Annotated in this window: 22 protein-coding genes; 8 read left to right on the forward strand and 14 right to left on the reverse strand. The window is 74.8% G+C overall.

The genetic code is table 11. The features are described 5' to 3' along the window. The first annotated feature begins 164 nt into the window (after positions 1-164). A complete protein-coding gene (locus ACIP5O_RS15355; protein ID WP_401293164.1) occupies positions 165-824 on the forward strand; it encodes a TetR/AcrR family transcriptional regulator in 660 nt (219 codons plus the stop codon). A 50-nt stretch (positions 825-874) separates the two neighbouring features. On the opposite strand, the gene ACIP5O_RS15360 is transcribed toward ACIP5O_RS15355, so the two are convergent. Further along, positions 875-2515: a DNA repair helicase XPB gene (locus ACIP5O_RS15360; protein ID WP_125661304.1), complete on the reverse strand. Its 1641-nt coding sequence runs from the start codon at positions 2513-2515 to the stop codon at positions 875-877. A gap of 184 nt (positions 2516-2699) precedes the next feature. Between ACIP5O_RS15360 and ACIP5O_RS15365 the strand changes: the two genes are divergently transcribed. Further along, positions 2700-3068, forward strand: a complete 369-nt coding sequence (locus ACIP5O_RS15365) for a hypothetical protein (protein WP_401293167.1) — start codon at positions 2700-2702, stop codon at positions 3066-3068. A gap of 9 nt (positions 3069-3077) precedes the next feature. On the opposite strand, the gene ACIP5O_RS15370 is transcribed toward ACIP5O_RS15365, so the two are convergent. After that, a complete protein-coding gene (locus ACIP5O_RS15370; protein ID WP_401293169.1) occupies positions 3078-5633 on the reverse strand; it encodes a helicase-associated domain-containing protein in 2556 nt (851 codons plus the stop codon). A 72-nt stretch (positions 5634-5705) separates the two neighbouring features. On the opposite strand from ACIP5O_RS15370, the gene ACIP5O_RS15375 reads away from it, so the two are divergent. Then, entirely contained in the window at positions 5706-6995 is a 1290-nt protein-coding gene (locus ACIP5O_RS15375; RefSeq protein ID WP_401293171.1) for a hypothetical protein, read from the forward strand. Positions 6996-7094: 99 nt separating this feature from the next. Continuing rightward, positions 7095-7715 (forward strand): HAD family hydrolase, encoded by a 621-nt coding sequence (locus ACIP5O_RS15380; protein ID WP_401293173.1) that lies wholly within the window; start codon positions 7095-7097, stop codon positions 7713-7715. Here the strand turns inward: ACIP5O_RS15380 and ACIP5O_RS15385 are convergent. Beyond that, the gene (locus ACIP5O_RS15385; protein ID WP_401293175.1) at positions 7703-7981 is read right to left on the reverse strand and encodes a hypothetical protein; all 279 of its coding nucleotides are present in this window, start codon (positions 7979-7981) and stop codon (positions 7703-7705) included. The genes ACIP5O_RS15380 and ACIP5O_RS15385 overlap by 13 nt on opposite strands. 135 nt (positions 7982-8116) lie before the next feature. On the opposite strand from ACIP5O_RS15385, the gene ACIP5O_RS15390 reads away from it, so the two are divergent. Then, positions 8117-8500 (forward strand): cold-shock protein, encoded by a 384-nt coding sequence (locus ACIP5O_RS15390; protein WP_356543198.1) that lies wholly within the window; start codon positions 8117-8119, stop codon positions 8498-8500. 18 nt (positions 8501-8518) lie between these two features. On the opposite strand, the gene ACIP5O_RS15395 is transcribed toward ACIP5O_RS15390, so the two are convergent. From ACIP5O_RS15395 to ACIP5O_RS15410, 4 genes are all read right to left on the reverse strand, one after another. After that, a complete protein-coding gene (locus ACIP5O_RS15395; protein ID WP_356543200.1) occupies positions 8519-9370 on the reverse strand; it encodes a 1,4-dihydroxy-6-naphthoate synthase in 852 nt (283 codons plus the stop codon). Beyond that, positions 9361-10194, reverse strand: a complete 834-nt coding sequence (locus tag ACIP5O_RS15400; protein WP_401293179.1) for a futalosine hydrolase — start codon at positions 10192-10194, stop codon at positions 9361-9363. The genes ACIP5O_RS15395 and ACIP5O_RS15400 overlap by 10 nt, the downstream gene beginning before the upstream one ends. Before the next feature lie 7 nt (positions 10195-10201). After that, the gene (locus tag ACIP5O_RS15405; protein ID WP_401293181.1) at positions 10202-10684 is read right to left on the reverse strand and encodes a DUF2771 domain-containing protein; all 483 of its coding nucleotides are present in this window, start codon (positions 10682-10684) and stop codon (positions 10202-10204) included. 184 nt (positions 10685-10868) lie between these two features. Next, complete coding sequence (locus ACIP5O_RS15410; protein ID WP_401293184.1) at positions 10869-12248, reverse strand: MFS transporter; 1380 nt, start codon at positions 12246-12248, stop codon at positions 10869-10871. A gap of 449 nt (positions 12249-12697) precedes the next feature. Here ACIP5O_RS15410 and ACIP5O_RS15415 point away from each other — a divergent pair, with 449 nt between their 5' ends. Both ACIP5O_RS15415 and ACIP5O_RS15420 read left to right on the forward strand, forming a co-directional pair. Continuing rightward, positions 12698-13627 carry a DUF3027 domain-containing protein gene (locus ACIP5O_RS15415; protein WP_401293186.1) on the forward strand — a complete coding sequence of 310 codons (930 nt, stop codon included), beginning with the start codon at positions 12698-12700 and terminating at the stop codon, positions 13625-13627. 107 nt (positions 13628-13734) lie between these two features. Beyond that, on the forward strand, positions 13735-16926 hold the full coding sequence (locus ACIP5O_RS15420; RefSeq protein ID WP_401293188.1) for a sacsin N-terminal ATP-binding-like domain-containing protein: 3192 nt from the start codon (positions 13735-13737) through the stop codon (positions 16924-16926). A gap of 68 nt (positions 16927-16994) precedes the next feature. Here the strand turns inward: ACIP5O_RS15420 and ACIP5O_RS15425 are convergent, their stop codons facing one another. The 6 genes from ACIP5O_RS15425 to ACIP5O_RS15450 all read right to left on the reverse strand — a co-directional run bounded on the left by ACIP5O_RS15425 (position 16995) and on the right by ACIP5O_RS15450 (position 22966). Then, the gene (locus tag ACIP5O_RS15425; RefSeq protein WP_401293191.1) at positions 16995-17603 is read right to left on the reverse strand and encodes a hypothetical protein; all 609 of its coding nucleotides are present in this window, start codon (positions 17601-17603) and stop codon (positions 16995-16997) included. Next, on the reverse strand, positions 17600-18943 hold the full coding sequence (locus tag ACIP5O_RS15430) for a hypothetical protein (RefSeq protein ID WP_401293193.1): 1344 nt from the start codon (positions 18941-18943) through the stop codon (positions 17600-17602). The genes ACIP5O_RS15425 and ACIP5O_RS15430 overlap by 4 nt, the downstream gene beginning before the upstream one ends. Continuing rightward, positions 18940-19746 carry an ATP-binding cassette domain-containing protein gene (locus ACIP5O_RS15435; RefSeq protein WP_401293196.1) on the reverse strand — a complete coding sequence of 269 codons (807 nt, stop codon included), beginning with the start codon at positions 19744-19746 and terminating at the stop codon, positions 18940-18942. The genes ACIP5O_RS15430 and ACIP5O_RS15435 overlap by 4 nt, the downstream gene beginning before the upstream one ends. A gap of 10 nt (positions 19747-19756) precedes the next feature. Next, complete coding sequence (locus ACIP5O_RS15440) at positions 19757-20014, reverse strand: hypothetical protein (protein WP_401293199.1); 258 nt, start codon at positions 20012-20014, stop codon at positions 19757-19759. A 211-nt stretch (positions 20015-20225) separates the two neighbouring features. Further along, a complete protein-coding gene (locus ACIP5O_RS15445; protein ID WP_401293202.1) occupies positions 20226-22637 on the reverse strand; it encodes an HAD-IC family P-type ATPase in 2412 nt (803 codons plus the stop codon). A 50-nt stretch (positions 22638-22687) separates the two neighbouring features. Further along, entirely contained in the window at positions 22688-22966 is a 279-nt protein-coding gene (locus ACIP5O_RS15450) for a DUF2530 domain-containing protein (RefSeq protein WP_401293205.1), read from the reverse strand. Positions 22967-23121: 155 nt separating this feature from the next. Between ACIP5O_RS15450 and ACIP5O_RS15455 the strand changes: the two genes are divergently transcribed. Next, a complete protein-coding gene (locus ACIP5O_RS15455) occupies positions 23122-24573 on the forward strand; it encodes an NCS2 family permease (RefSeq protein WP_388661808.1) in 1452 nt (483 codons plus the stop codon). Here the strand turns inward: ACIP5O_RS15455 and ACIP5O_RS15460 are convergent. Then, positions 24543-24797, reverse strand: a complete 255-nt coding sequence (locus tag ACIP5O_RS15460; RefSeq protein ID WP_401293208.1) for a hypothetical protein — start codon at positions 24795-24797, stop codon at positions 24543-24545. The genes ACIP5O_RS15455 and ACIP5O_RS15460 overlap by 31 nt on opposite strands. Positions 24798-24877 lie beyond the last annotated feature (80 nt).

A 24877-nucleotide genomic window follows, 5' to 3' on the forward strand; every position in this document is an offset into this window, starting at 1 on the left:
CCTTCGTGGGGCGTACGGGCATGGCGGTGCCGCGCCGCCGGGAGGGGTGAGTGGTGGTGGGGCCGGGATCGTCCGTCGTCCCCGACTCCAGAAGAGCACGCCGGAACCAAAAGTGCAACAGCTCAACTTTTGTATCGAGTGAACCGAAGCGGTAGGCTGCCCGTATGCCCGACACGGAACCCCGCAGCACAGCACCGGCCCCCGACGGCGCCCCTCCGGCACCGGCACCGGCCCCACCGGGCCGCCGGGAACGCAAGAAGGCCGCCACCCGCCGGGCCATCGCCGACGCCGCGCTGCGCCTGTTCCTGGAGCGCGGCTACGACGACGTGGGCATCCGCGAGATCGCGGAGGCAGCGGACGTGTCGACCACCACGCTGTTCAAGCACTTCCCGGTCAAGGAGGCCCTCGTCTTCGACGAGGAGGCCGACCTGGAGGCGCACCTGATCGCCGCCGTGCGCGAGCGGCCCCCGGGACGGAGCGTCCCGGCGGCCCTGCGCGAGCACGCCCTGCGCCACCGCAGGGCCGCCGACGGCGGGGACCCCCGCTTCACGGCCTTCCTCGGCCTGGTGGACTCCACCCCCGCCCTGCGCGACTACCACCAGGCCATGTGGCTGCGGCACACCGCCGCCCTCGCCCGGGCCGTCGCCGAGGAGAGCGGCCTCGCCGCGGACGACCCGGCGTGCACCGCCCTGGCCCACTTCGCCCTCGAAGCCCCCCGGGCGGCCCAGGCACACGGTGACGTCCACGGCGACACCCGGGAGGCCCTGATCCGGACCTTCGACCTGCTGGACGCGGGCTGGCAGACGATCACCGCACGCCCTTGAGGGACCGGAAAACGACCCCGTAAGGCCTCAAGGCCTCAAGGCCCTACGGCTTACGGGGCCAGCAACTCGTCCGCGTCCACGATCCGGTACGCGTACCCCTGCTCCGCCAGGAACCGCTGCCGGTGCGCCGCGAAGTCCTGGTCGATGGTGTCCCGGGCGACCACCGAGTAGAAGTGCGCCTGGTGCCCGTCGGCCTTCGGCCGCAGCACGCGGCCCAGGCGCTGGGCCTCCTCCTGCCGGGAGCCGAAGGTGCCGGAGACCTGGATGGCGACCGTGGCCTCGGGCAGGTCGATCGAGAAGTTCGCGACCTTCGAGACGACGAGCACGCTGATCTCGCCGGTGCGGAACGCGTCGAAGAGCCGCTCCCGCTCCTTGTTCGACGTCTCGCCCTTGATGACCGGCGCGTCGAGGTGCTCGCCCAGCTCGTCGAGCTGGTCGATGTACTGCCCGATGACGAGGATCTGCTGCCCGGCGAACTTCTTCACCAGCGCCTCCGTCACCTTCCGCTTCGTCGCCGTCGTCGCGCAGAAGCGGTACTTCTCCTCCGGCTCGGCCGTCGCGTACGCGAGCCGCTCCGAGTCGGTGAGGTTCACCCGGACCTCGACGCAGTCGGCGGGCGCGATGTACCCCTGCGCCTCGATCTCCTTCCACGGCGCGTCGAACCGCTTCGGTCCGATCAGCGAGAACACGTCCGACTCGCGCCCGTCCTCGCGCACGAGGGTCGCGGTGAGGCCGAGGCGGCGGCGGGCCTGGAGGTCGGCGGTGAACTTGAAGACGGGCGCGGGCAGCAGGTGCACCTCGTCGTAGACGATGAGGCCCCAGTCGCGGGAGTCGAACAGCTCCAGGTGCGGGTAGACGCCCTTCCGCCGGGTGGTCAGCACCTGGTAGGTGGCGATGGTGACCGGCCGGATCTCCTTCTTCGTCCCGCTGTACTCGCCGATCTCGTCCTCGGTCAGCGAGGTCCGCTTCACCAGCTCGTGCTTCCACTGACGGGCGGAGACGGTGTTGGTCACCAGGATCAGCGTGGTCGCCTTCGCCTCGGCCATCGCCCCGGCGCCGACCAGCGTCTTGCCCGCGCCGCAGGGCAGCACGACGACGCCGGAGCCGCCGTGCCAGAAGCCCTCCACGGCCTGCTTCTGGTACGGCCGCAGGCTCCAGCCGTCCTCGGCGAGGTCGATCCGGTGCGCCTCCCCGTCCACGTACCCGGCGAGGTCCTCGGCCGGCCAGCCCAGCTTCAGCAGGGTCTGCTTGATCTGCCCGCGCTCGGAGGGGTGCACGGCCACGGTGTCCGGGTCGATCCGCTCCCCGACGAGCGGCTGCACCTTCTTCGACCGGAGGATCTCCTCCAGGACGGGCCGGTCGGTGGTGGTGAGCACGAGCCCGTGCACGGGGTGCTTGGAGAGCGTGAGCCGCCCGTACCGGTCCATCGTCTCGGCGACGTCCACGAGCAGCGCGTGCGGCACGGGGTAGCGCGAGTACTCCACGAGCGCGTCCACGACCTGCTCGGCGTCGTGCCCGGCGGCCCGCGCGTTCCACAGCCCGAGCGGCGTCACCCGGTACGTGTGGATGTGCTCCGGCGCCCGCTCCAGCTCCGCGAAGGGCGCGATGGCCCGCCGACACGCCTCGGCCAGCTCGTGGTCGACCTCCAGGAGCAGCGTCTTGTCGCTCTGGACGATCAGTGGTCCGTTCACGCGCGATCAGATCCTTCCCGGGCCGCTCCGACGACGGCCAATCCTCCAGTGTGCAGCATGGTCGCGGGTACGGGCAGGGCCCGGGACGCCCGTACGGCACCGGGCGCGTCCCTGAGTACCCGGGGCGTCCCGGATGAGTACGCGCGCGCTGGGACCGGGCCGGCGGGGGCGGTGGGATGGGGACATGGCCTCGAAGACCGCACCGACCGCACCGACCAAACCGACCGCACCGGTCGTGGACGTGCCCGACGCGCGCTGGTGGGTCGTCCCGCTGGTCGCGACCGTGCTGGCGCCCCTGCTGTCGCTCGTGACGGCGGTGAGGACGGACCTGTTCACCGACGCCCTGCCCGTCTTCCTGGTCGGCTGCTTCGTCCTGCCCTTCGCGGCGATCTTGCCCGCCTGGTGCCGCCCCCGGACCGTGCGGGAACGGCAGGCGAGGAACGGCCTCGCCATCATGGGGTGTCTCCTGGCCGTGGTCTACGCGTGGCTGATCGAGACCATCGCCATGACGGTCTTCCTCGTCATGCTCCTCACCGGCCTCGGCCACTCGTGAGGGCCCCCGTCACACCTGGTCGTCCGCCAGCTCCGCCACCCCCGTGATCCGGTGCAGCGGATACGTGCGCACCTCGTCCGCCGTGTGGTCGTAGCCCGTCACGAAGCCGCCCTCCACGCGGACCGGGGCGATCACGCGCTGGCTCGCCGCGCCGTCCGCGTTCACGTAGCCGATCCAGACCGCCGAGCCGGTCATCGCGGCCGCCTGGACGGTCGCCAGGGTCTCGGCGGACGAGGTGCGCGGGAGCGAACCGGCCGGGGCCGGGGCCGCCGGCTCCCTGCGGACCGCCGTCGCCGCCCGGTCGCCGGCCCGGATCGCCTTCACCGCCGCGCCCAGGAGGGTGGCGTCGGGGGCGGGCGGCCCGTCCGGGACGGGAACGGGGGCCGTACGCGCGGGCGTGCGGTACGCGTCGGCGCGCGTGACCAGGACGTCCCCCTCCGCCGACTCGGCCGCCGGCGCGTACCCCATCGCCCGCAGCCCGTCGAGCAGCGACGCCGGGTCCGCCTGCGCGGCGAGGACCGTCGGCGCCAGGCGCCGCAGGCCCAGGGGGGCGGAGCGCCGGTCGGCCAGGATCTCGCCGAGGACGGTGTCGTCGTCGCAGCGCACGTACGCGGACGCCGCCCCCACCCGCAGGTGCCCGTGGCGCCGGGCCACGTCGTCCACCAGGTACGCGAGCGGCTGCGGCACCGGCGTGCGGGAGTGCGCGGCGAGGAACTCGTGCACGTCGGACGCGGCCAGACCGGAGTCGAGCGCCCGCCGTACGGAACCGGGCGTGAACCGGTAGACCGTCGCGCCACCCTTCGACTCCACGTCCGCGAGGACGGCGAGCGCGTCCGCCAGGGGCCGCCGCAGCGGACCGGGCGCGACCGCCGTCAGGTCGGCCTGGAGCAGGACGTGGTCGACGGCCTCCGGCAGCAGCGGCGCGAGCAGCGTCGCCGCCCGCTCGGCGGCCACCGACTCCTCGACCCCGCCGCCCTCGTCGGCGGGCGACGCGGCCTCGGCCAGCGGCAGGTTGAGCAGCGCCCGCGCCGGGGCCGACAGGGCGCCCCGGCCGGTGAGCCCGAGCAGCTCGGCCTCCGCGAGCGTCCAGCGCGCGAGCCGGGACCGCAGGTCGTCGGGGCGGGCGGGACCGGGACCGTCGTCGCCGGAGCCCGCGGTACCGACGGCGGAACCCCGCAACGGCCGCTCCCACCGCAGCCGCGCGAACAGCGTCTCCGGTTCCGCCGCCGCGCCCGGCGGAAGCGTCGCCAGGAGGCCGAGCACCCGGTGCCGCACCTCGGGCGCGGCCGCCCGGTCCAGGTCCGGGCCGAGCGCCGAGAGCGCGCGCCCCTTCGCGTCCTGGCCGCCGACCAGGCCCGGCGTACGGGTCGAGGCCAGCCAGGGCGTGACGAGCCGGGCCCAGCGCTCGGCGGGCGGCAGGTCCAGCCAGTCGTCGTAGGCGGGCGTCGGCGCGTACCGCTCGTCCGCCTCCCCGTCCGAGGCGAGCAGCCCCGCCCCGTGGCAGAGCTCCAGCCAGAAGGCGGCGACCTGCTCCGTCACGTCCAGGGCGACGGCGGTCCGCCGCAGGTCCCGTACGGAGAGCCCGCCCGCCCGCAGCACCTGCGGGCCCCCCTTGTCCCAGGACTTCAGCAGCTCCTCGACGGTCGCCAGCGCCGTGTACGCCTGTCCGGCCGCCGCGCCGTCCACCACCTGGGGACGGTGGTCGCGCAGGACGCCGACCTCCGGCGCCACCGGCTCCGGCGCCCGGTGCGCCCGCCCGCCCCGCAGGTGCAGCGCCACCTCGCGCGGCAGCACCATCGTCCGCGCCGACACCGGGAGCAGCAGGCCCCGGTCGCGCAGCCAGCGCACCGGCGGGGCCGGGTTCGCCGTCACCTCGCCGTACGGCGGCCCCCACACGAGCCGGTCCAGGACCGCCAGCGCCTCCGGCGGCGCCCCGTCGAGGAACGCGCCCATCCGGGCCCGGTCGGTGAAGAGACCGGTCAGGGCCGCCACCGCCGACACCGGGTCGTGCGTCGCGGCGAGCCCGGCCGCCGCGATGATCTCCTGCACCCGGCCCGGCGACATCCCGGACGTCGCCTCGGCGACCGTCGGCCCGAGCCCGGTGGGCGAGGGGTGCTGCGGCGACGGCGAGAGCAGCTCGCGCGCGGTCCGCACGAGCCGCAGCCGGTCGTCCTCGCCCCACACCAGCGCCTGCTCGCGCAGCAGCGCCACCGCGCCCGGCAGCGCCGCCTCGATCGCCGGATCGCCCTCGTCGCCGGTGAGCAGGGCGCGGAGCACGGGGTACGGGGCCGGGTCCGGGGCGACGGCGAGCGCCTCGGCCGTCTGGAGCGCGAACCGGTCGAGCCGCTCCAGGGCCCGCACCACCGAGCCCCGCGTCCCGGCGCGGGTCGCGAGCTGCGTCAGGTCGTTCGGCACGGGGTTCAGCAGGTCCGGGCGGGCGCGCAGCAGCGCGGCGAGCCCCTCGTCGCCCCGCGCGCGGAGCGCCTCCGCGAGCGTGCGGGGCGCCGCGCCGGCGCCAGTCCCCTCGGCCACGTGCGCCTCCCGGTCGAGCTCGCCGATCCCCATCCGGACCACGTTAACCGCTGCGCAGGCGCTAACGTCGGGCCGTACCGGGCGAACCGGCCGTGGAGGGGCACCGTGGGCATCGAGAGCGACCAGTTGGTCTACGACTACCTGAGCCGGGTCGGCGATCTGGCCCAGCAGCGCCACCTGCCGGCGGGCGACCGCGCGCGGCTCGTGTCGACGCTCCGGAACGAGATCGACCGCCGGCGCGCCACCCACGGCGAGGAGACCCCCGCGGCGGTACGGGGCATCCTCGGCGCCCTGGGCACCCCGGACGAGGTCGTGGACCGCGCGGGGGCGCCGGGGGGCGCCGAGAACCCCGACCGGGGTCCGGTGCCGTGGCCGCGCGGGGGAGGGCGGTCCGGCGACCCGGAGCCGGGAAGCCCTTCCCGTACGGGGAGGAAGGGCCGTGCGGGGAGGACGGGGGAGGCCTCGGCGGGCGGCCGGGCAGGTCGTGACGGCCGGGCGGACCGTGATGGCCGGGCGGGTAGTGACAGCCGGTCGGGTCGTGACGGCCGGTCGGGTCGCGATGGCCAGACAAGCCGTGACGGCCGGTCGGGCTCAGACGGCCGAACGGGTCCCGGCAGCCGGACGGCCTCCGGCGGCCGAACGGGCTCCGGCGCCCGCTCGCCCCGCGACGGCGCCACCGGCTCCGACGCCCGGTCGCCCCGCCCCCGTTCTGCCTCCGACGGATCCGGAATCCCGGCCCCGCGCCCCGGCGTGTCGGCCCCGGACCGGCCGCTGTTCCAGGGCGGGACGGAGAAGGGCGCCTTCGACGGTCCGGAGGGTCCGGGGGAGCCCGACTGGTGGCGGACGGAGGACGCCGCCGCCGTGCCCGGCTTCGTCGGCGGGATCGAGCGCCCGGACCTCTTCGTGCCGCCCGCCCCCGAGGAGGACGGCGAGGACGAGGAGGCCGGGGCCCCCGCGTCCGGGAAGCGCCGGCTGCTCGCCCGGGTCCTGCGCCCGCGCAGGACCGCACCCGCCCCGGCCCCCGAGGCGCCGGTGGCGGAGGCCCCGCCCCGCCCCCGCCCCGCCAACCCCTTCGTCCTGCTCGCCGCGCTGCTCCTGCTCGGCGGCGCCGTCTTCGGCTCGCTCCTCGCCCTCGCCGCGGGCTGGCTCCTCGCGTACGCCTCCCGTCGGCTGACCCCCGCCGAGGTCAAGGGCGCGGTCCTGGTGATCCCGGGCCTCGCCGCCGGTGCCGGGATGCTCTGGCTGTGGGGCCGTGTCCAGGGCCGCTGGGGCGACCCGGTGACCCCGGGCGGCGAGGCGATGGGCGCGGCGGTCGCGGAGACCTGGCCGTGGGTCCTGCGGGGCGCGGCGGTCGCGTCGGCCCTGTTCCTGCTCTGGCGCTCCCGCAGACGCTGAGGGGCTCGCCCCGGGCCCCGGAGCACCGGCCCCACGCCCCCGGGACCCCGCTCCGGGACCCCGCCCCCGGCCCTCGAACGCCTGGCCCAGAATGAGGGCATGACCTCTGCGCACACGCCCCTCACCGTCGGGTTCGACCTCGATCTGACCCTCCTCGACACCCGCCCCGGCATCAAGGCCACCTGGGAGGCGTTCGCCGCCGAGACCGGTGTCGTGATCGACGCCGACCTCGTCGTGACCCGCCTCGGGCCGCCGCTCGAACACGAGATGGCGTACTGGTTCCCCCAGGAGCGCGTCCCCGAGATGGTGTCCCGCTACCGCGCGCTCTACCCGGAGTACGCGATCGCGCCCACCGTCCCGATGCCGGGCGCCGAGGACGCGCTCCGGGCCGTGCGCGAGGCGGGCGGCCGGACGCTCGTCGTCACCGCCAAGAACGGCCCGCACGCCGAACTGCACTTCGAGCACCTCGGCATCGAGCCCGACGCGGTCGTCGGCGGCCTGTGGGCCGAGGGCAAGGCGGAGGCGCTGCGCGCCCACGGCGCCCGGGTGTACGTGGGGGACCACACCGGCGACGTCCGGGGCGCCGCGGCGGCGGACGCCCTCTCGGTGGCCGTGGCGACCGGCCCCTGCCCCGCCGAGGAGCTGCGGGAGGCGGGCGCGGACGTGGTCCTGACGGACCTGACGGACTTCCGTGCCTGGTGGGAGGGCTACCTGGCCTGAGCGGAGGCGCCCGCGCCGGTCCTGGCCTGGCGCCGCTGGGCCGCGATCGAGCGCATCACACCGGCGGCGGCGACGAGGAACCCGACCCCCATCAGCATGGAGACGGTGTACGCGACGGTGGGGAACGGGTCCGTCCCGAGGAACAGCGGAGCCACGGTGACCAGCGTCGCGACCGCGCCGATCGCGAAGACGACCACACCGGCCTTGACGAGGCCGTCGCCCGGGGCGCTGTCGTCCACCGGCGCGGCAGGGGTTTCACTGTGCATCCGGCCAGGGTAGTTCCCAGGCCGTAGGAACACATCGGCGACGTCTTGTCACCGGCTTCCGGACCATTAGCCTTGGTGCCGGCGGGTCGGTCGACCCGCTGTTTGCCATCCCCATCGACGAGGACGAGGACGGACGTGCCTACCGGTAAGGTGAAATGGTTCAACGGCGAGAAGGGCTTCGGCTTCCTCTCCCGTGACGACGGCGGCGACGTCTTCGTCCACTCGTCGGTGCTCCCCGCCGGAGTCGAGGCGCTGAAGCCGGGCCAGCGGGTGGAGTTCGGAGTCGTCGCCGGTCAGCGCGGCGACCAGGCGCTGTCCGTCACGATCCTCGACCCCACCCCGTCCGTCGCCGCGGCCCAGCGCCGCAAGCCCGACGAACTCGCGTCCATCGTGCAGGACCTGACGACGCTCCTGGAGAACATCACGCCGATGCTGGAGCGCGGCCGCTACCCGGAGAAGACGGCGGGCAAGAAGATCGCCGGCCTGCTGCGGGCGGTCGCGGACCAGCTCGACGTCTGAATCCCCTGTCCGGATCCCCTAGGGGAACGCCAGCGCGTCCGGGCCGAGGGGCGGTACGAGTCCCTCGGCCGCGGCGCGGGTGAGCAGCCCGCGGACCGCCGCGTAGCCGTGCTCGCCGAGGTCGGCCGTGAACTCGTTCACGTACAGGCCGATGTGCTGGTCCGCCACCTTCGGGTCCATCTCCTGCGCGTGCTCCATGACGTACGGCCGGGACGCGACCGGGTCGTCCCAGGCCATCCGCACGGACGCGCGGGCCGACTCGGCGAGCAGCCGGAGGGTCTCCGCGCCCAGCGAGCGGCGGGCGACGATCGCGCCGAGCGGGATCGGCAGGCCCGTCGTCGTCTCCCAGTGCTCGCCCATGTCGGCGAGCCGGTGCAGCCCGTACTCCTGGTACGTGAAGCGGGCCTCGTGGATGACGAGCCCCGCGTCGACCTTGCCGTCGCGGACGGCGGGCATGATCTCGTGGAACGGCATCACGACCACCTCGCCGACCCCGCCGGGCACGGCCTCGGCCGCCCACAGCCGGAACAGCAGGTACGCGGTCGAGCGCTCGCTCGGCACGGCGACGGTCTTCCCGGCCAGGTCCGCCCCGGTCGCCCCGCCGCGGGTCAGGACGAGCGGCCCGCAGCCCCGGCCCAGGGCGCCGCCGCAGGGCAGCAGGGCGTACTCGTCGAGGATCCAGGGCAGCACGGCGTACGACACCTTCAGGACGTCGTGCGCGTCGGTGCCGCCCTCGGCCCAGCCGTTGGTGACGTCGATGTCCGCGAAGGTCACGTCGAGCCGGGGGGCGCCGGGGACGCGCCCGTGGGCCCAGGCGTCGAAGACGAAGGTGTCGTTCGGGCAGGGCGAGTAGGCGATCTTCAGGTGCACGGTGCCTCCACGAAGACGGTTCGGCCGAGGAGCTGGACGGCGTGCCGGAGCGCGCCCAGGGCGTCCCCGATGCGCCAGGCGGCGCGGTCGCGGGGGCCGACGGCGTTGGACACGGCACGGAGTTCGACGACGGGCACGCCGTACGCGGCGGCGGCCTCGGCGACGCCGAAGCCCTCCATCGCCTCGGCGGCGGCCCCGGGGTGGCGCTCCGCCAGTTCGGCGGCGCGCCGGGCGCTGCCGGTGACGGTGGAGACGGTGAGGACGGGCGCGACGGCGCACGGCACGCCTCCGGCGGCCAGGGCGGCGGCGACGCGGCCGGTCAGCGCCCCGGGCACGGGGTGGACGGACCGCCCGAAGCCGAGCTCCTCGACGGCGAGGTACCCGTCGGGGGTCTCCGCCCCGAGGTCGGCGGCGACGATCGCGGAGGAGACGACGAGGGACCCGGGCGGGGCGGCCGGCCGGAACCCGCCGGCGATCCCGGCGGAGACGACGAGGTCGTAGGGCCGCTCCCGGCGGTCCGCGCCCGTCAGCGCGGCGTGCGCGAGGGCCGTTCCCGTCGCGGCGGCGACGGCCGCGGGGCCGACCCCGCCGACGAGGACGTCGACGCGCGCCCGGTCGCCGTCCACGGCGTGGCGGCGCAGGGCGAGCCCCCCGGGCAGCGGGACGCGCTCCGGGGCGACGGAGGTGGCAGAGCTGGCGGGGGCGCCGGGGACGACCGGGGCGCCCGGCGTGTCGGGGGCCTCCGGGGTGGCGGACGCGAGGCCGGCGGAGACGGAGTCCGCCTCCGCCGCCACGGCCGTCACGATCAGGATCCGGTGGACCACCGGCGGATCAGGATTCCTTCTTCAGCTGGAAGTGCCAGACGCCGGTCAGCTTCTTGCCGGTGTTCTCGACGATGGTCACCTGCGTGTCGTTCACGGGCTCGCCGGTCTGGCTGGAGGTGAAGAAGGCGCTGGCCGGAATGGTCCGGTAGGTCTTCTTGTACGGCTCGGGCTCGGCCTGCTGGCCGCCGAGGAAGATCGTCCAGCCGTTGTCGGCGATCCCCGGGTCGACGCCGAAGCGGATCTTGTCGTCCGGCGCGACGGTCAGGGTCTTCTCGGCCTTCTTGTTGAGGCAGCCCTGGACCTCCGACTCCTTGATGGCGTCGCCGCCGTTGTAGCAGGCGGCCTCGGCGTGGACCGAGTCGGTTCCGACCGTCAGGGTCGCGAGTGGAGTCGGCTTGTCGCAGGCGGAGAGGACGAGGAGCCCGGCGGAGACGGCCCCGAGGGCGACGGCGGTCCGGCGGCGCGAGCCGGAGAAGAACGCAACGGTCATGAGCCGAAGGCTATCGGGCCGTCGCTTCCGCGCCACGCGGGGGTACGGCGTGCCGCCTGCCGGTACGGGCCGGGCCGGGTATCCGTACGGGCCGGGCCGGGTATCCGTACGGGACGGGCCGGGCCGGCCGTCCGTACGGGACGGGCCCTCCGTACCGCCCGGGGCGCCCGTCCGCACCGCTCCCTCACGCCACCCGCGTCTTCGGGCGGTCCTTCGGGCCCGGGCGGCGGCGGGCGGCCGAGAGCAGGCCGCGGACGGCCAGGAGGGCGCCCAGGGCCAGGATGGCCGCGGCGACGGACATGCCGAGCGTGCCGTTCAGGGGGAGCGCGATGCCGATCGCGCCGCCCACCACCCACGCCATCTGGAGGGCGGTCTCGGAGCGGGCGAACGCCGAGGTGCGCACCACTTCGGGGACGTCCCGCTGGATCAGCGCGTCCAGGGACAGCTTCGACAGGGCCTGGGTGAGGCCCGCGACCGCGCCGAGGACGGCGACCATGACGCCGCCGAAGAAGACCGCCGTGCAGATCGCGGTCCCGAGGACCACGCTGATCATCGTGGCGATGATCACCTCGGGGCCGTGGCCCCGGTCCCGGAGCAGCGAGCCGACCGCCGTGCCGCAGGCGTTGCCGACGCCCGCCGCCACGCCCACGATGCCGAGGGAGACGGCGGCGCTCTGCCCGGAGAGCGGGTGCTCGCGCAGCAGGAACGCCAGGAAGAAGATCAGGAAGCCGGACAGCATGCGCTGGGCCGCGTTGGCCGCCAGGCCGTGCAGGACGGCCGGGCCGACCGTCCGCAGGCTCGGCTTCTTCTCGCCGTGGGTCAGCAGGTGCGCCCGGCGCTCGCCCTTGGCGGAGTCCACCTTGGGCGGCATCCGCAGCGCCCAGAACGCGCCGAGCAGGAACAGCGCGCACGCGCCGTACAGCGGCCAGCCCGGCCCGATCATCTGGAGGCCCGCGCCGACGGGCGCGGCGATCCCGGTGGCGAGCAGCCCCGCCAGGGTGACTCTGGAGTTCGCCTTCACCAGCGAGAAGTCCGGTGGGAGGAGCCGGGGCACGACCGCGCTGCGGACCACTCCGTACGCCTTGGAGGCGACGAGCACGCCGAGCGCGGCCGGGTACAGCTCGATGCCGCCGGTGGCGACGGCGCCGGACATCATGATCGCCAGGACCGCGCGGGTCCCCATCGCGCCCGCCATCGCCGCGCGCCGGCCGTGCGGGATGCGGTCCAGGAGCGGGCCGATCACGGGGGCGAGCAGGGTGAAGGGGGCCATGGTGATGGCGAGGTAGAGGGCGACGCGGCCGCGCGCCTCGTCGGTGGGCACGGAGAAGAAGACGGTGGAGGCGAGGGCGACGGTGATCATGACGTCCCCGGCGCCGTTCACGGCGTGCAGCTCGATCAGCTTGCCGAGCCCCGACTCGCCCGCGCCGTGCGCGTGGGTGGCCTTCCGGATGCCCTTCGCGGTGCCGGTGAACGGCAGGTGCAGGGCACGCCCGACCGCCCGGCCCGCTCTCCGGAGCGGCCCGGCGTGATCCTCGGATCGTGCGGGGGACCGTGCGGCTGCCACCCCGTCATAGTGCCCCAAGGTCGAGGTGTGAACCGTGGCGTGACGCGGGATACACCCGGACCGTCCGCGTCCCGTACGGCCCGGCAGAGGACCCGGAGCCGCCTCGGCGGGACGCGCGACCGCCCCGGCGCGCCGGGCGTGTCGCCCCCCGTCCCCGGGCCTCCCCGACCGGCCCGGCCGTCCGTGATGCGGGCCTCTTGGGGCGGGCAGGTGGGCGGAGGCCCGCGAACGGGGTAGCGTGCGTAGCGCGTCACCGGCGGAAGCTCTCGGCCGCGCGCCTCTTCGGCATCCCGCAGAATGGATGGCGTTAGGTGTGCCCGAGACGCGCGAGACACGTCGGGCGCGGACGTCGATGCGGCCCCCCGGTCCGCTCCGCCCGCCGCCCGTTGCCTCGCTCCCGCCTCCCGGCCGGCGCACCTGTGAGACGGCGTAGGAGAGAAGCGATACCTGTGAGTGCTGCGACGACGCGAAGCGGTACCCCGCGTGCCCCGCGAGCCACGCGTACCCCCGACCGCCTGTGCGCCGAGGCGGTGGACCTCGCCCGGGAGGCCGCCGAGGAGGCGGCCGCGCCGGGGATCGTCGGCGCCCACGTGGAGGTCGTCGCGGAGGGCGACCGCGTCGTCACCCACTTCTTCGAGTGCAAGGAGCCCGGCTACCGGGGCTGGCGCTGGGCGGTGACGGTCACGCGCGCCTCCCGCGCCAAGAACGTCACGCTCGACGAAACCGTCCTGCTGCCCGGCCCCGACTCCCTCCTCGCCCCCGAGTGGGTGCCGTGGAGCGAGCGGCTGCGCCCCGGCGACATGGGCCCGGGCGACCTGCTGCCGACCGAGCAGGACGACCCGCGCCTGGAGCCCGGCTACACCGGCGAGGACGTGCCGCCGCCGAACTCCCCCGTCTCGGAGGAGCTGGCGGACCACCTCGACGCCGAGGACGCCGAGATCGTGCCCCGTACCCCCGTGCGGGGGACGATCGCCGCGGTCGCCGAGGAACTCGGCATGCGCCGTGCCCGGGTCCTGTCCCGCTACGGCCTGCACGTGGCCGCGGACCGCTGGGACGAGGCCTTCGGCGCCAAGACCCCGATGGCGCAGGCGGCCCCGGCGACCTGTGAGTCCTGCGCCTTCCTGATGCCGATCGCGGGCTCCCTGAAGCAGGCGTTCGGCGTCTGCGCCAACGAGTTCTCCCCGGCGGACGGCCGGGTCGTCTCCCTGGCGTACGGCTGCGGGGGGCACTCGGAGGCCGCCGTCATGCCGAAGCCGCCGCGCCCCGCGCCCCCGGTCCACGACTCGACGGCCGTCGACGCCTTCCCCCTGCGCCCCGACCGGGACTCCGGCTCCACGACGGAGCCGGACGAGGTCCTGGAGGACCTGGGCCACTCGTAGGGGAGCACCCCCTCCGGGGAGAACGGCCCTGTGCGGCGCGGTACCTTCGGGCCCCGGGCCCCGGAGCGGCACCGCACCGGTCCCGCCCCGAACCACCGCCCCGCAGAGTGGAGTCAGACGTGAGCGTCAGCGTCCGGACGACGACCGACGGAACCGACCCCTTCGGCACCGCACGGCTGCGCCGCGGCGTCCTCGACGCCTGGGGGGCCTCACCCGCCAGATTCCGGGAGGACGCCAACGCCGAAGAGGACCTCGCGCTCGGCGGCTACCGCGACCGGCTGGTCGTCGAGCTGGCCCAGAACGCCGCCGACGCCGCCCGCCGCGCCGGCGTCCCCGGCCGGCTCCGCCTCACCCTGCACCCGGCGGACCGCGAGGGCCCCGCCGCCCTGGCCGCCGCCAACACCGGCGCCCCCCTGGACGCCGGGGGCGTCGAGTCGCTGTCCACCCTCCGCGCCTCCGCCAAGCGCGAGCAGGGCGGGGAGGAGGGCGCGGGGGCCGTGGGCCGCTTCGGCGTCGGCTTCGCCGCCGTTCTCGCCGTCACCGACGAGCCCGCCGTCCTCGGCCGCCACGGCGGCGTCCGCTGGTCCCTCGCGGAGGCCCGCGAACTGGCCGCCGAGTCCGCCCGCCACAGCCCGGGCCTCGGCGACGAGCTGCGCCGCCGCGACGGCCACGTACCCCTGCTGCGCCTGCCGCTGCCCGCCGAGGGCACCGCGCCCGAGGGGTACGACACCGTCGTGGTCCTCCCGCTGCGCGACGCGGCCGCCCACGACCTCACCGAGCGGCTCCTGTCGTCGATCGACGACGCCCTGCTGCTCACTCTTCCGGGTCTGTCCGAGGTCGTCGTGGAGACACCCGAAGGTGTACGAACGCTCCGCCGCTCCGAGGCCGACGGCTACGTCCGCATCGAGGACTCCACGAGCGGCTCCGCGGGCGGGTCCACGGCCGGCTCCGTGAGCGGCGCGCACCGCTGGCGGACCGTCAGCCACGGCGGTCCGCTCGACCCCGAGCTCCTCAGGGGCCGCCCGGTCGAGGAGCGGCTGCGCCCCCACTGGTCGGTCACCTGGGCCGTGCCCGTGGACGACGAGGGGGCCCCGCGCTACCCGCGGACCACCCCCGTCGTGCACGCCCCGACCCCTACGGACGAACCCCTGGGCATCCCCGCCCTCCTCATCGCCTCCCTGCCGCTCGACACCGCCCGCCGCCACCCGGCGCCCGGGCCGCTCACCGACTTCCTGGTGCAGCGGGCGGCCGACGCGTACGCCGAACTCCTCGCGGACTGGCGGCCGGTGACGACCTCCGCGCTCGACCTCGTGCCCGGCCCGTTCGGCAAGGGGCCGCTCGACGGGGCGCTGCGCGAGGCGATCCTCGACCGGCTGCCGCGCGTCGGGTTCCTGGCGCCCGCCGTCCCGACCGAGGAGCTGCCCGCGCTCCGCCCGATCGAGGCGGAGGTCGTGGAGGGCGCGGGCGCGGAGACCGTGAACGTGCTCGCGGAGGTCTTCCCGACGCTCCTGCCGGCCGGTCTGGAGCGCCGCCCGGAGCTGCGCACGCTCGGCGTCGGCCGGGTGCCGCTGACCGAGGCGGTCGACCGCCTGGCCGGGGTCGACCGGCCCGCCGCCTGGTGGTGGCGGCTGTACGACTCCCTCGCGGGCGTCGACCCGGACCGGCTCACCGGCCTGCCGGTGCCGCTGGCGGAGGAGGTCGACGGCTCCCGGTCCCGCACGGCGATCGGCCCCCGCCAGGTCCTCCTGCCGCAGGAGGGCACCCCGCCCGAGCTGGCCCGGCTCGGCCTGAAGGTGGCGCACCCGGAGGCGGCCCACCCGCTCCTGGAGAAGCTGGGCGCCCTGCCCGCCACGCCCCGCGCGATCCTGACGACCCACCAGGTGCGGCTCGCGGTCGCGGCCTCCCTCGACGTGGGCGAGATCTGGGACGAGGACGTCGACGCCCTGGACGCGGAGGAGCTGGCGGAGACCGTCCTCGGCCTGGTCAGGGACGCGGAGCTCGCCCCGGGCGAGGAGCCGTGGCTGGGCGCGCTCGCCCTCCCCGACGAGGACGGCGAGCTCGCCCCGGCCGCCGAACTCGTCCTGCCCGGCTCGCCCTTCGCCGCCGTCGTCCGCGAGGACGAGATCGCCCTCGTGGACGCCGACCTGGCCGCCCGCTGGGGCGAGCAGCCCCTCACCGCGTGCGGGGTGCTCGCGACCTTCGCCCTCGTCCGTACGAGTGATCTCGTCCTCGACCCGGACGAGGTCGAGCCCCGCGAGGGCGACTACCCGGAGCCGGACGACGCCGGGCTCCTCGACGCGGTCGACGTGTGGTGCGAGGACGTCCTCGACCGCCTCCCGGAGACCCCGGTGCCGCCGGTGGCGACGGAGATCGTCGCCGTGCGGGACCTGGACCTGGTCGACGACGACGCCTGGCCGCAGGCGCTCGCCCTGCTCGCCGAACCGCCCCTGAGGGACGCCCTGATCGAGCCCGTACGGGTCCTCCTGCCGGACGGCACGACGGAGACCGTCCGCTCGTACACGGCCTGGTGGCTCCGGGACCACCCCGTCCTGGACGGCCGCCGCCCGGCCGGACTGCGCGCGGCCGGCACCGACCCCCTCCTGATGGGCCTGTACGACTCCGCCGACGCGACCGGCTTCGAGGACGAGCAGGTCCTGCGGGCCCTCGGCGTCCGCACCTCGGTCCCGGCGCTCCTGGACGAGCCGGGCGGCGCGGCGGAGCTCCTGGCCCGCCTGGCGGACCCGGACCGCACGGTGTCGGCCCCGCAGCTCCACGCCCTCTACACGGCCCTCGCGGACCTGGACCCGGAGCAGGTGACCCTCCCGGACGAGCTGCGGGCGGTCGTCGACGGGGCCGTGACCGTGGTCGACGCGACGGAGGCGGTGGTGGCGGACGCCCCGGACCTCCTGCCCCTGGCGGCCGGGCTCCCCCTCCTCCCGGTCTCCCCGTCCCGCGCGGTGGACCTGGCCGACCTGTTCCAGGTGCGCCGCCTGAGCGAGACGGTGGAGGCGGAGGTCACGACGACCGGCGAGGAGCACGGCGTCCCGGACGCGGTCACGGCCCTCCTCGGGCCCGCCACCCCCGGCTTCTACGTCGAGCACGAGGAGCTCCGCGCGGGCGGCGTCGAACTCGACTGGCGCCGCACCCCCGACGGCACCGTCCACGCCGCCACCCTCGAAGGCGTCGCCGCCGGCCTCGCCTGGTCCGCCGGCCAGTGGCCCCGCCGCTTCGAGGTGGCGGCCCTCCTGGAGGACCCGACCCGCACGGAGGAACTGTCGCGGGACCGGTGGTTCGACTGAGACGGGAGTGGTGACGCGGAGGGTGGCGACGGGAGGGTCGTGACGCGGCGGACGGCGGCCGGGCGGTCCTAACGCGCCGCCTCCGCCTTCCGCACGGGCGCCTCGGGGACCAGCGTCCCGGCCAGCCAGAGCAGGCCCGCGACGACCGCCGCACCGGCCGACGACGGGCCCTGGATGGGCCAGGCCCACCATTCGGGGGTGTTGTCCTCGGCCACGCCCATCAGCAGGGTCGGACCGAGGGCGCCCAGCGGCAGCAGCCAGCCCAGGCCCGTGCCGAAGAGACGCGCGCTGAGCGCCGCGAGACCGAGGTGCCCGACGGCGTTGCGGACGGACGCGGCGACCAGCCCTCCCGGCGCCCCGGACAGCAGCGGCAGGGCCGCGAGCGCGACCGCGAACAGGGTCAGGACGACCAGGTACAGACGCCGGTAGAGGTGCACGGGGCGGGCCGAGAGGTGCTCCAGGTCGGCCTGTGGCGTGTGCAGCGTGGTGGCCAGGACGACGGCGTACGCGACGGGCGCGACCGCCGCCACGGGGACGCTGAAGTCCACCAGGTACCGGAAGTCGGGCAGGTCCACCCGCGAGCCGGCGGCCAGGGTGGTGGCGACGGCCGCCACCAGGGCGGTCGCCGCGGCACCGGGCAGACCGCGGCTGCGCGCGAAGGCGAGGGCGGGGTTCACGGGCCGGGGACCTCCCGCGCGGCGGGGCGGCCGCCCGGAGCGGCGGACGGCGGCGCGGGCACGGGACGGCAGGCGCCGGCCGCCTCGGCGGCGCCGGACAGCCACCGGTCCCGATCGGCCGCCGGGGCCTCCAGAACGCGTTCGACCGCGGCCGAGAACTGCTCCCCGTAGAACGGGACGGCCAGTCCGGCACGGGCCCGCAGCACGGCCTGGACGAGGAAGAGGTCGGGGTAGCCGCCGGACTCCGCGAGCACGTGCGGGCCGCAGCCCGGGGGCGGCGCGGGAATCGAGGCGTCGAGCATCGACTCGGTGAGCGTGCGGCGGTCGACGACCGGCCGGTACACGGGCAGTTCCGCGCCGTCCGGGCCGTCGGGCCGCAGCCCCGTCTCGTAGAAGTCGCGGCGGAAACCGGGCAGCCCGCCCACCGCCCGGTCCACCGTGCGGGCCGCGGCGGTCGCCGCCGGCAGCAGGTGCCGGTCGTCCGGCCACAGGCAGGCGGTGGTCCGGCCCGCGGTGGCGCAGAGGGGCGCGGCGGGCCGCGGCGTGCGGACCGCCCAGAACGGGTCGGGGTCCGCGGCCGGGAAGGCGAGCAGCGCCCCGCCCGCGGCCACCGCCGCCACGGCGGGCACGGCGGCGGCCCACCCCGGTGCGACGACCGTGCGGCGCACCAGCGCGGGCACCGCGAGCAGGGTGAGCGCGGCACCCGCGCACCAGACGGCGGCGACGAGGAGACGGGTGGTGTGGGGGCGGAAGGCGGCGTCCCAGTGCTCGTCGAGCGAGGGCAGCAGCCGGGCCGCGGGCAGGCCGGGCGCGAACGCGGCGACCACGAAGGACCCGTACCAGAAGACGCCCATGGCGGGCGCGACGATCCGCGACGGCAGCAGGGTCCCGGCCGTGATCCCGGCGGCGATCTGCAGACCGGTCAGCGCGACCCCCACGACCAGCGGGCTCCACACGGGCTGGACGACCTCGCTGACGCCCGCGGTCCGGGTGAGGGCGACGGCGGTCAGGACGGCGTACGCGAGGAGGGACCACAGCCACGCCGCGCCCCACAGCAGCAGGGCCTGCGGCAGGCCGCCGCGCGGGGTGGTGTCCGCCCAGTCGGCGGTGCGGGTGCGGCGGGCGCGCCCGGCGCTCCAGGCCGCGGCGGCGCTCATCAGCGAACCCAGGACGATGACGCCGAAGACCTGGACCTTGAGGGCGGCCTGGTTCCACCAGCCGATCCAGTCGCTGGTCGCCGGGTCGGCGGAGGCCAGGTACCAGACGCCGACCGCCGCGGAGAGCACGGCCACCTTGCCCGCCTCGCCGCGCCGCATCTCGTGCCACAGCACCCGCGTCACGTCCGTACTCCGTCCGCGTCCCGCTCCACCACCGCCAGGTAACCGGCCTCCAGGGCGGGGCCGTCGACCGCGGTCCCCGCGTGCCCGGGAGCCTGTGCGCACAGTTCGGCGGCGGTGCCCGTGAACCGCGTCCGCCCGTCGAGGAGGACGTGGACGCGGTCGCAGACCTGGGCGACGTCCTCGGCGAGGTGGGTGCTCATGACGACGGAGGTGCGCTCCCCCACGTTCCGCAGGAGGGTCCGGAAGCCGACGCGCTGGGCGGGGTCAAGGCCGACGGTCGGTTCGTCGAGGAGGACGAGCGCGGGCCGGTTGACCATGGCCTGCGCGATGCCGGCCCGCCGGAGCATGCCGCCGGACAGCGCCCCCATGCGCTGGTCCGCCTGCCGCTCCAGGTCCACGAGGCGCAGCGCCTCCAGGGTGCGCTGCCGCCGCTCCCGGCCGGGCACCTTGCGCAGCCAGGCCGCGTACTCGACGAACTCCCGGACGGTGAAGCGCGGGTAGTACCCGAAGGCCTGCGGCAGCACCCCGACGCGTTCCCGCACGCGCAGGGTGCCCGCCCTTCCGCGCACGGTCTCCCCGAGGACCCGTACCGTGCCCGCGTCGGGCCCGCGGGCGGTGCTGAGGAGCGAGAGCAGGGTGGTCTTCCCGGCTCCGTTGGGACCGAGCAGCGCGGTGACGCCGGAGCGGAACTCCGCGCTCACCCCGTCGAGGGCGACCACGGACCGGTACCGGACCGTGGCCCCCTCGACCGCTGCGGCCGGCGCCACGGGGGCGCCGGCCGGGTCGTCGTTCTGTGCGGACACGTCTTCCTGATCAGTTCTCGGCGGCCGCGAAGCCGACGCCACGGCTGCCGGGCACTCCGGCCCAGGTGACCTTCGTGTAGTACTTGCCGCCCGTCGTCGTACCGCCGTAGGAGCCGCAGCCGTAGGCCGAGGAGTAGTTCCTGGAGGGGGACGCGAGGGAGAACGGAAGCCGGCTGTTGCCGATCTCCCCGGCGACGGCGACGGCGACGGCGACGGCGACGGCGACTCCGGCGGGAAGCGCCGGTGCCGTACGAGTACGAGTGATCATGATCAAGTTCCCGCTTGCTCATGGCTGTCGCATGTCTTCGCGTGGTCTTCGCGAAGGCGATGTGCCGCGACAGTAGCCCGCACTTGATCAGGAATGATGTGACAGAGGCCACAACCGCGACGAGTGGGCCGAAAAGCGACGTTCGAACCGCCGTTCGCCCTTGTGGCATCGTTGGAAGGGGGGCCGAATGGCGCGAAAGCCGCCCCGCCCCCTACGCCGGGAACCTCCGGTCCACCCAGCGCCAGACCAGTTCCAGGAGTGCCGCGCCCGTCGCCGCGATCGCGACCGCCGCCCACGGCATCGTCGTGCCGACCAGTTTCAGGGCGAAGAAGTCCTGGAGCCAGGGGACGGCGAGGACGAGGAGGAAGGCGCCGGCCATGGTGGCGACCAGGGCGAGGCGCCACCAGGTGTAGGGGCGGGCGATGATCGCGAGGACCCAGAGGGAGACCAGGAAGAGGGTCAGGGTCGCCGCGCTGGTCTCGGCGCCCAGGGCGTCCGCGCCGCTGTAGTGGTGGCGGGCCAGGAGGTACGTGGTGAAGGTGGCCGCCCCGGCGATGACCCCGCCCGGGACCGCGTACCGCATCACCCGGCGCACGAAGTGCGGCTTCGCCCGCTCCTTGTTCGGGGCCAGGGCCAGGAAGAAGGCCGGGACGCCGATCGTCAGGGTGGACAGCAGGGTCAGGTGGCGGGGCAGGAAGGGGTACTCCACCTGGGAGCAGACCACCAGGACCGCCAGGAGCACCGAGTAGACCGTCTTCGTCAGGAAGAGCGTCGCCACGCGCGTGATGTTGCCGATGACCCGGCGCCCCTCCGCCACCACCGACGGCAGGGTGGCGAAGGAGTTGTTCAGGAGGACGATCTGCGCGACCGCCCGCGTCGCCTCCGAGCCCGAGCCCATCGAGACCCCGATGTCGGCGTCCTTCAGGGCCAGGACGTCGTTCACGCCGTCCCCGGTCATCGCGACCGTGTGCCCCTTCGACTGGAGCGCCGCCACCATGTCCCGCTTCTGCTGCGGGGTGACCCGGCCGAAGACCGCGTTCTCGTCCAGCACCTCCGCCATCTTCTCCCGGTCCTCGGGGAGCGTGCGGGCGTCCACCGTGTTCTCCGCCCCCGGCAGGTCCAGCTTCCCGGCCACCGCCCCCACCGAGACCGCGTTGTCGCCGGAGATGACCTTGGCGGCGACGTTCTGGTCGGCGAAGTACGCGAGCGTGTCGGACGCGTCCGGGCGCAGCCGCTGCTCCAGGACCACGAGCGCGGCCGGGCGGGCCGCCTCCGCCGCCCCGGGGGCGCCGGGCTCCCGGTCCGTACGGGCCAGGAGGAGGACCCGCAGGCCCTGCTCGTTCAGGTGGTCGGTCTCGGCGAGCGCCGGATCCCCCTCCGCCAGGAGCACGTCCGGCGCGCCGAGCAGCCACGACGACTCCCCGCCGCCGTCCTCGTCGAACGTCGCGCCGCTGTACTTGCGGGCCGAGGAGAACGGCAGCGCCTCCGCGCAGCGCCACCCGTCCGGTTCCGGATACGCCTCGATGATCGCCCGGAGGGAGGCGTTCGGGTGCGGGTCGGACGCGCCGAGCGCGCCCAGGACCTTCCGTACGTACGCCTCGTCCGTGTCGGTGCCGAGCGGGCGCAGGTCCGTCACGTCCATGCCGCCCTCGGTCAGCGTGCCCGTCTTGTCCAGGCAGACGACGTCCACCCGCGCCAGGCCCTCGATGGCCGGCAGCTCCTGCACGAGGCACTGCTTGCGGCCGAGGCGGACCACGCCGATCGCGAAGGCCACGGAGGTGAGGAGGACGAGCCCCTCGGGGATCATCGGGACGATGCCGCCGACGGTCCGGGCGATCGAGTCCTTGAGGTTGGTGTCCTTCACGACCAGCTGGCTGATGATCAGACCGGTCGCGGTCGGGACCATCATCCACGTCACGTACTTGAGGATCGTGGAGATGCCGGTCCGCAGCTCGGACTGGACGAGCGTGAAGCGGGACGCCTCCTCCGCGAGCTGCGCCGCGTACGCCTCGCGGCCGACCTTCGTGGCCGTGAACGCGCCGCCGCCCGCCACCACGAAGGAGCCCGACATCATCGGGTCGCCCGGCTTCTTCACCACCGGGTCCGCCTCGCCGGTCAGCAGCGACTCGTCGACCTCCAGGCTCTCGGCCTCCGCCACCACCCCGTCGACGACCACCTTGTCCCCGGGCCCCAGCTCGATCAGGTCCCCGAGGACGATCTCGGAGGTGGACAGCTCGGCGGCGGTCCCGTCGCGCCGGACCGTCGGCTTGGCCTCGCCGATGACGGCGAGCCCGTCGAGGGTCTTCTTGGCGCGGAGCTCCTGGACGATGCCGATGCCGGTGTTCGCGACGATCACGAACCCGAAGAGGCTGTCCTGGATCGGCGCGACGAAGAGCATGACCACCCACAGCACGCCGATGATCGCGTTGAAGCGGGTGAAGACGTTGGCCCGGACGATGTCGGCGGCCGAGCGGGAGTTCCGTACGGGGACGTCGTTGACCTCCCCGCGCGCGACCCGCTCCGCGACCTCGGCGGAGGTGAGCCCGGCCGGGCGGTGCTCGACGGGCGGGCCGTCCCCCGCCGTCCCGCCGCTGTCCGTGTCGATCTTCGCCCGCTGCGTCATGCTCTCGACGGTACGACCGGAACCGGGCGTTCACCTGCCGGGGAGCGCCGCTACGGCGCCTGTCGCTCCCCGGCCTCCCGCGTCGCCGCCGCGTGCCGCTCGAGCGCAGCGTCGCGCTTCCGCACGTACCAGATGCCGATCAGTCCGAGGCCCGCACCGGCCAGGCAGGTCCACACCCACCAGGTCAGGTCCCGGTCGTCGAACCAGCCGTAGAAGGGGAGCTGGACGAGGAAGAGGACGAACCAGAGGATCGTTCCGCCGGTGATGGTGGCGACGACGGGCCCTTCCAGGGGCTCGGGTGCCTCGTGCTTCGGTGTCCACTTCGCCATGGGCTCAGTCTAGGTGGCGTCCGAATGGCCGAAATTCATGTCTACGCGCGGAGATGGACTCCCGCTCGTTCATGTGTTCATACTGAAACGGTTTGCCTGTGGCGGGTTTCCTTCGTATGAACCGCCAAAACGGACACTCTCCTACGAGGATTCCCATGAGCACCACGGCCACCGCCAAGGCCCCTTCCCCCGAGCCGTCCGGTTCCCCCGAACCGACCTCCGGACTCGACCGCTACTTCAAGATCTCCGAGCGCGGCTCGACCGTCGCCCGCGAGGTCCGGGGCGGCTTCGCCACCTTCTTCGCGATGGCCTACATCATCGTGCTGAACCCGATCATCCTCGGCAGCGCCAAGGACATGTACGGGCACCAGCTCGACAGCGGCCAGCTCGTCACCGCCACCGTCCTCACGGCGGCGTTCACGACCCTCCTCATGGGCGTCGTCGGCAACGTGCCGATCGCCCTCGCCGCCGGCCTCGGCGTCAACACAGTCGTCGCGCTCCAGCTCGCGCCCCGGATGTCCTGGCCCGACGCCATGGGCATGGTCGTCCTCGCCGGCATCGTCGTGATGCTGCTCGTCGCGACCGGACTGCGCGAGCGCGTGATGAGCGCCGTCCCGGCCGGTCTCCGCAAGGGCATCGCGATCGGCATCGGCCTCTTCATCCTGCTGATCGGCCTCGTCGACTCGGGCTTCGTCTCCCGCATCCCCGACGCCGCCCACACCACCGTCCCGCTCCAGCTCGGCGGCGACGGTCACCTCACCGGCTGGCCGGTCCTCGTCTTCGCCCTGGGCGTGCTGCTCACCCTCGCGCTGATCGTCCGCAAGGTCCCCGGCGCCATCCTCATCTCGATCGTCGTCATGACGATCGTCGCCATGGTGATCAACGCGGTCGCCGACGTCCCGTCCTGGGGCCTGACCACCCCGGAGTGGCCCGGCAACCCGGTCGCCTCGCCCGACTTCGGCCTCTTCGGGCAGTTCAGCCTCTTCGGCGGCTTCCACAAGGTCGGCGTCCTGACCGGCGTCCTCTTCGTCTTCACCGTGCTGCTGTCCTGCTTCTTCGACGCCATGGGCACGATCCTCGGCGTCGGCGACGAGGCCAAGCTGACGGACAAGGACGGCAACTTCCCCGGCATCAACAAGGTCCTCCTCGTCGACGGCCTGGCCGTCGCCTCCGGCGGCGCGACCTCCTCCTCCGCCACCACCTGCTTCGTGGAGTCCACGGCGGGCGTCGGCGAGGGGGCCAGGACCGGCCTCGCCTCGGTCGTCACCGGCGGCCTCTTCTCCGTGGCGCTGTTCCTCACGCCGCTGGCCACGATGGTCCCGTCCCAGGCCGCCACCCCCGCGCTGCTCGCGGTCGGCTTCCTGATCATGGCCGGTTCGGTCAGGGACATCGACTGGAGCGACTTCACCATCGCGGTGCCGGCGTTCCTGGCCATGGTGATGATGCCCTTCACGTACTCGATCACGAACGGCATCGGCATCGGCTTCATCGCCTTCAGCGTGCTGCGCCTCGCGGCCGGCCGGGGCCGTGAGGTCCCGGTGGCCATGTACGTCGTGTCGGCGGTCTTCGTCTTCTACTACGCGATGCCGGCGCTCGGCCTCACGTGATCCCGGGGCGGGGCGGGGGCCTGCGGTGATTCCCCCTCCGCCCCCTCCGCGCCGTAGAACTTCTCCGTCTCGTCGACGGCGGTCTTGAACCGCTCGTCGAAATCCTCGCGAATGAGCGTCCGGGCCACGTAGTCCTGGACGCTCATTCCTCTTTTCGCGGCGTGACTCCTGAGCCGGTCGAGCAGCTCACCGTCGATGCGCAGGCTGAGCACTGTCGATCCCATGCCGTCAGGGTCGGGGCAGCCGGTGCTTCTTTGCGTCACTTTCTGGATCTGACTCACTCGTTTGGGTGATACATGGATGC

The organism is Streptomyces sp. NPDC088915 (assembly GCF_044749825.1).
In the GTDB taxonomy this organism is placed as follows: Bacteria; Actinomycetota; Actinomycetes; order Streptomycetales; family Streptomycetaceae; genus Streptomyces.